Genomic DNA, 5500 nt, shown 5'->3' with positions numbered 1-5500 from the left:
GGTGCCGCTGGCGGAGAACTCGACGGTGCGGCCGTCCTCGAGGGTGGCGCCGAGCTTGACGGTGGCGGTGGAGCCGCGGGCGTCGGCCATCTGGGAGGCGACGGTGCGCTTCCAGATCAGCTCGTAGAGCGCGAACTCGTCACCGCGCAGCTCGCCGGCTACCTGCGCGGGGGTGCGGAAGCGGTCACCGGCGGGGCGGATGGCCTCGTGGGCCTCCTGCGCGTTCTTGACCTTCTTCTCGTACAGCCGCGGGGCCTGCGGGACGTACTCCGCGCCGTAGAGGTCGCGAGCCTGCTGGCGTGCGGCGGTCAGCGCGGACTCGGACAGCGTGGTGCTGTCCGTTCGCATGTAGGTGATGTAGCCGTTCTCGTAGAGGCGCTGGGCCACGCGCATGGCGTTCTTGGACGACAGGCGCAGCTTGCGGGAGGCCTCCTGCTGAAGGGTCGAGGTGGTGAAGGGGGCGGACGGCCGCCGCGTGTACGGCTTCTCCTGGACGCCGCTGACCCGCACCTGCGCCTGCTGGACGGCCTCGGCGATCGAGCGTGCCGTGGCCTCGTCGAGGTGGGCTGCGGTCTTCGTCCTCAGCGTGCCGTCGTCGGCGAAGTCGCGGCCCGTGGCCACCCGCGCACCGTCCACCGTGGTCAGGCGGGCGGTGAACTGGTTCGACTGGGTGTCCGGCGTGAAGTCGCCCTGGACGTCCCAGTACGAGGCCCGCACGAAGGCCATCCGCTCACGCTCGCGCTCGACGACCATGCGGGTCGCCACCGACTGCACGCGGCCGGCGGAGAGCCCCGCCTTGACCTTGCGCCACAGCACCGGGGAGACCTCGTAGCCGTAGAGGCGGTCGAGGATGCGCCGCGTCTCCTGGGCGTCGACGAGCCGCGTGTCGAGGTCCCGGGTGTTGTTGACCGCCCGCTGGATGGCCTCCTTGGTGATCTCGTGGAACACCATCCGCTTGACCGGGACCTTGGGCTTGAGCACCTCGAGGAGGTGCCAGGCGATGGCCTCGCCCTCGCGGTCCTCATCGGTGGCCAGGAGGAGCTCGTCGGCGTCCTTGAGGAGACGCTTGAGCTCGGAGACCTTCTTCTTCTTGTCGTTGTCGACGACGTAGTACGCCTCGAAGCCGTTGTCGACGTCGACGCCGAAGCGGCCGAACGGGCCCTTCTTGACCTCCGCGGGCATCTCCGACGGGGTCGGGATGTCGCGGATGTGGCCGACCGACGCCTCGACGTCGAAGTCCTTGCCCAGGTAGCCGCCGATGGTCTTGGCCTTCGCCGGCGACTCGACGATGACGAGCTTGCGCCCCGTGCTCACGAAATACACCTCAGTCCTGCCCCCACGTGCAGCGGATTCGTCGCTGCTCGGACGTGGTCGACGGAAGGCACGGTATCCCGAGCCGGGAGGTGCTCGTCCAACTGCCCACGCCGACGGGCCGTGGCGACGGTCACGCGGCCGCCTGCCACCGCGGTGGCACGGCCCATCTAGTTGATGATTAAACCACCTTCTTGCTACCATGCCTCGTGACCACGACCCCGACCCCTGCACGTCCGCCCGTCCTCTACCTGAGCCACGGCGCCCCGCCGCTCGCCGACGACGCGGTGTGGACCCAGCAGCTGGCGGACTGGTCGAGCCGGTTCGGCAAGCCCTCCGGCATCCTGATGGTCTCCGCGCACTGGGAGGCCGCGCCCCTGTCCCTGGGCGCCACCTCCGGCCGAGTGCCCCTCGTCTACGACTTCTGGGGCTTCCCGCGCAAGTACTACGACGTGAGCTACGCCGCCCCGGGCGCGCCGGAGCTCGCCGACGACGTCGCCCGGCTGGTGCACTCGGCCGACACCCCGGTCCACCGCGACGAGACCCGCGGCCTCGACCACGGCGCGTACGTCCCGCTCGTGGAGATGTACCCCGAGGCCGACGTGCCGGTGCTCCAGATGTCGATGCCGACCCTCGACCCCCAGGCGCTGTTCGCACTCGGGCGACGGCTCGCGCCGCTGCGAGACGAGGGCACCCTGATCGTCGGCTCCGGATTCACCACCCACAACCTGCGGTGGTTCAACCCCTCGGCGGGGCCTGACGCGGCACCTCCGAAGGCCTCGACCGAGTTCGACCACTGGGCGGCCGAGGCGCTCGAGCGGCAGGACGTCGACGCGGTGCTGGACTTCCTGCACCGGGCGCCGGCCGCCGTCGAGGCGCACCCCCGCACCGAGCACTGGGCGCCGCTGTTCGTCGCGCTGGGCGCCGCCCACGAGTCCGGCTCCCTGGAGAGCGAGAGCGTCATCGACGGCTTCTGGTTCGGGCTGAGCAAGCGCTCCTGGCAGTTCGCCTGAGGCTCGCCTGGGGGCCCGGTCATCGTCTGGCCGTGGCGCCGGGCCGTCCCGCGCTCCTACGGTGAAGCATGATCACCGCTCTGCACACCCTCGTCTACGCCGACGACCCCGACGCGGCCCGCGCCTTCTTCCGCGACGTCCTGCAGCTCCCGGCCGTCGACTCCGGCGGCGGCTGGCTGATCTTCAGGACGGGCTCCAGCGAGATGGGCGTGCATCCGGCGTCCTGGGAGTACGAGGGCCAGACCGGCGGCACCGACCAGCACTTCGACCTCTCCTTCATGTGCGACGACCTCGAGGCGACCATGAAGGAGCTCGCAGCCCGCGGTGCCCAGTTTGAGGGGGAGGTCGAGGAGCGGCCCTGGGGATCGACCATCCGGATCCTGGTCCCCGGTGCTCGGCCGGTCACGGTGTACCAGCCGAAGTACGATCCACCGGCCCTGGCCCGCGACGACCTCGAGGCCATGTGGTGACCTGACAGGAGTGTCGGTTCGCCTGTCTGGCTGCCCCCTAAGCGCCGAAGACGTCCTCGAGCGCTTGGCGCATCACCGCACGGTCGGGCTCGGCACCGGTCCAGAGCCCGATGGCGATGGCGCCCTGCTCGACGAGCATCCCGAGGCCGTCCAGGGTCTCCGCCCCACGTTCGGCAGCCTCGCGCAGCAGGCGGGTCTCCGCCGGGTTCGGGATCACGTCGGCCACGAGCATGCCCGGCCCGATGCTGTCGAGGTCGACCTCGATGAGGGCATCGCCGTGCGGCGCGAGGCCCACCGAGGTGGAGTTGACGACGATCGACGTCCCGGCGGGCACGGCATACGTGTGGTCCCACACCACCTGACGGGCCCGCGCCGGGGTCGCCCGCTCGACCAGGTCGACCAGCGAGGCGCCCCGCCCCGGGTCGCGGTTCACGACGGTGACCTCCGCGACCCCGGCCAGCGCCGACTCCACGGCGATCGCCCGGGCGGCACCGCCCGCGCCGAAGAGGACCATCGACGCCCCTGCCGGGTCGACCACGGTCCGCAGCGAGCTGACGAACCCCTGGCCGTCGGTGTTCTCCCCCACCAGCTCCTGCCCCTCCCGCACGACGCAGTTGACCGCGCCGATGGCCTGCGCCGACCCAGCCAGCCGGTCGAGGTGCTCGACCACCGCGACCTTGTGCGGCAGGGAGCAGTTGAAGCCGACCCAGCCCATGGCTCGAGCACCCCGCACCGCGTCAGCCAGGCCCTCGGGCTGGACGTCGCAGTTGAGGTAGCGGGCGTCGAGCCCGAGGGCGCGGTAGGCCGCCTCGACCATCGCGACGGTGGGGTTGTCGGCGGCCGGGGTCGAGAAGGAGCCGGTGAGGGTGCTGACGAAGCTGCGGTTCTGGGTCATGGAGTCCTCGTTCCCGAAGGGCATCGACTGGACAGGCATCATGCCCACCGTCGCGGTCGATGTCGTGGCGGAGTCGTGCGCAGGGGGGCCTACCACCCCTCGCTCGGGGTGGCGCTACGCGGGGGTAGGTGCACACCATGGGTGATGGCCGTTTCAACCACTCCTCTCGGACGTCGCGCCTTCCTCCGCTCGGCCTCGGCCGCTGCCACCCTGACCGCGGCTGCCGCCGCAGCCCCCCTCACGGGCGCGCAGGCGGCCACGGTGCCACACTCCTCGCCCCGCTCCCTGCCTCGCACGGTGCGCCTGCCCGATGGCATCCGCCCCGAGGGCATCACGTCGGGTCCGGGAGACCGCTACTACGTCGGGTCCCTCGCCGACGGCCGCATCGTGACCGGAGACCTGAGCCGGGGAACCTCGAGGGTGCTGCTTCCGGGCGCCACGGGGCGAGCGCTCCGCGGCCTGTGGTTCGACCGGCGCAGCGGGCTCGTGTGGGCGGCCGGCAACGTCGGGACCGAGGCCCACGTGTGGGCCGTCAGGGCCTGGAGCGGCAACGTCGCCCACGACGTCGTCGTGCCCGACGCCGTCTTCCTGAACGACCTGGTGGTCACCCGGCGCGCCGTCTGGGTCACCGACTCACGCAACGACAGGCTCACGCGCATCGACCTCGACAGTGACGGTCACCCGTCCAGTGACGACCCCGAGTTCGTCGACCTCGGCGGTGACTGGCCGGCCTTCGACGGGACCAACATCAACGCCAACGGGATCCGTCAGCTCCCCGACGGCAGCCTGCTCCTCAACAACAGCCGCGCCGGCGGGCTGTGGCAGGTGCACCCGCGCACGGGCGAGGCCACCGAGATCCCGGTGTCCGGCGGGCCGGGGATCATCGGCGGGGACGGCCTCGAGCTGCACGGCCGGACGCTCTACAACGTCCGCGGCAGCGGCCCCGACCAGGTGGCCGTGCTCCGGCTGGGCCGCGACGACGGGCACTGGCACGCGCGTTGGGTGACCGCCCTGACCCACGAGGAGCTGGACGTGCCCACCACGGCCACCCTCGCCGGTGGCTGGCTGTGGACGGTCAACGCTCGCTTCGGCACGGTCCCGGACCCCCTCACTGCGGAGTACTGGATCACCCGCCTGCCGGCGCACGGCTGACCACCACGTCCTCGGGAGCCGGCGCCTCCCCGGTGTCGACGTCCACGGCTGCACCCCTGAACTGCGCGGCATACAGCCGAGCGTAGGCCCCACCACGGGCGAGCAGCTCGTGGTGCGAGCCCTGCTCGACGATGCTGCCCTTCTCCATCACCAGGATCAGGTCGGCGTCGCGGATCGTCGACAGCCGATGCGCGATGACGAAGCTCGTGCGGTCGCTGCGCAGCGCGGCCATCGCGTGCTGCACGAGGACCTCGGTGCGGGTGTCGACCGAGCTCGTGGCCTCGTCGAGGATCAGCAGCGCGGGGTCGGAGAGGAACGCTCGCGCGATGGTGACGAGCTGCTTCTCGCCGGCGCTGATGTTGCCGCCCTCGGCGTCGAGGACGGTGTCGTAGCCGTCGGGCAGGGCGTGGACGAACCGGTCGACGTAGGTGGCCCGCGCGGCTCGCAGCACCTCCTCGTCCGACGCCCCCGGCCGCCCGTAGGCGATGTTCTCGCGGATGGTGCCGCCGAACAGCCAGGTGTCCTGCAGCACCATGCCCACCTGCGAGCGAAGCCCCTGCCGGGTGAGGTCCGTGATGTCGATGCCGTCGAGGGTGATCCGCCCGGAGTCGAGCTCGTAGAACCGCATGACGAGGTTGACCAGGGTGGTCTTGCCGGCG

Annotated in this window: 6 protein-coding genes; 3 read left to right on the top strand and 3 right to left on the bottom strand. The window is 71.4% G+C overall.

Going from position 1 to position 5500, the window contains the following annotated elements:
• The coding region (gene topA, locus VIB11_RS07440) for a type I DNA topoisomerase (protein ID WP_332029874.1) at positions 1–1314 on the bottom strand (1314 nt) is incomplete at its 3' end.
• A gap of 206 nt (positions 1315–1520) precedes the next feature.
• Here topA and VIB11_RS07435 point away from each other — a divergent pair.
• Both VIB11_RS07435 and VIB11_RS07430 read left to right on the top strand, forming a co-directional pair.
• A complete protein-coding gene (locus tag VIB11_RS07435) occupies positions 1521–2324 on the top strand; it encodes a class III extradiol ring-cleavage dioxygenase (protein ID WP_332029872.1) in 804 nt (267 codons plus the stop codon).
• 68 nt (positions 2325–2392) lie between these two features.
• Complete coding sequence (locus tag VIB11_RS07430) at positions 2393–2794, top strand: VOC family protein (RefSeq protein ID WP_332029870.1); 402 nt, start codon at positions 2393–2395, stop codon at positions 2792–2794.
• 37 nt (positions 2795–2831) lie between these two features.
• On the opposite strand, the gene aroE is transcribed toward VIB11_RS07430, so the two are convergent.
• Positions 2832–3728, bottom strand: coding sequence for a shikimate dehydrogenase (aroE, locus tag VIB11_RS07425; protein WP_332029868.1), 897 nt, complete (start codon positions 3726–3728; stop codon positions 2832–2834).
• A 105-nt stretch (positions 3729–3833) separates the two neighbouring features.
• Here aroE and VIB11_RS07420 point away from each other — a divergent pair, with 105 nt between their 5' ends.
• Positions 3834–4841, top strand: coding sequence for a hypothetical protein (locus VIB11_RS07420; protein ID WP_332029866.1), 1008 nt, complete (start codon positions 3834–3836; stop codon positions 4839–4841).
• Here VIB11_RS07420 and VIB11_RS07415 read toward each other — a convergent pair.
• A partial coding sequence (locus VIB11_RS07415) for an ABC transporter ATP-binding protein (protein ID WP_332029864.1) occupies positions 4816–5500 on the bottom strand: 685 nt, incomplete at its 5' end. The two genes, VIB11_RS07420 and VIB11_RS07415, sit on opposite strands and share 26 nt — an antisense overlap.

The sequence above is a fragment of the Pedococcus sp. genome (genome assembly GCF_036554925.1).
Lineage (GTDB): Bacteria > Actinomycetota > Actinomycetes > Actinomycetales > Dermatophilaceae > Pedococcus_A.
The sequence above is the reverse complement of the archived record's forward strand: the minus strand, read 5'-3'. Positions and strand labels throughout refer to the sequence as shown.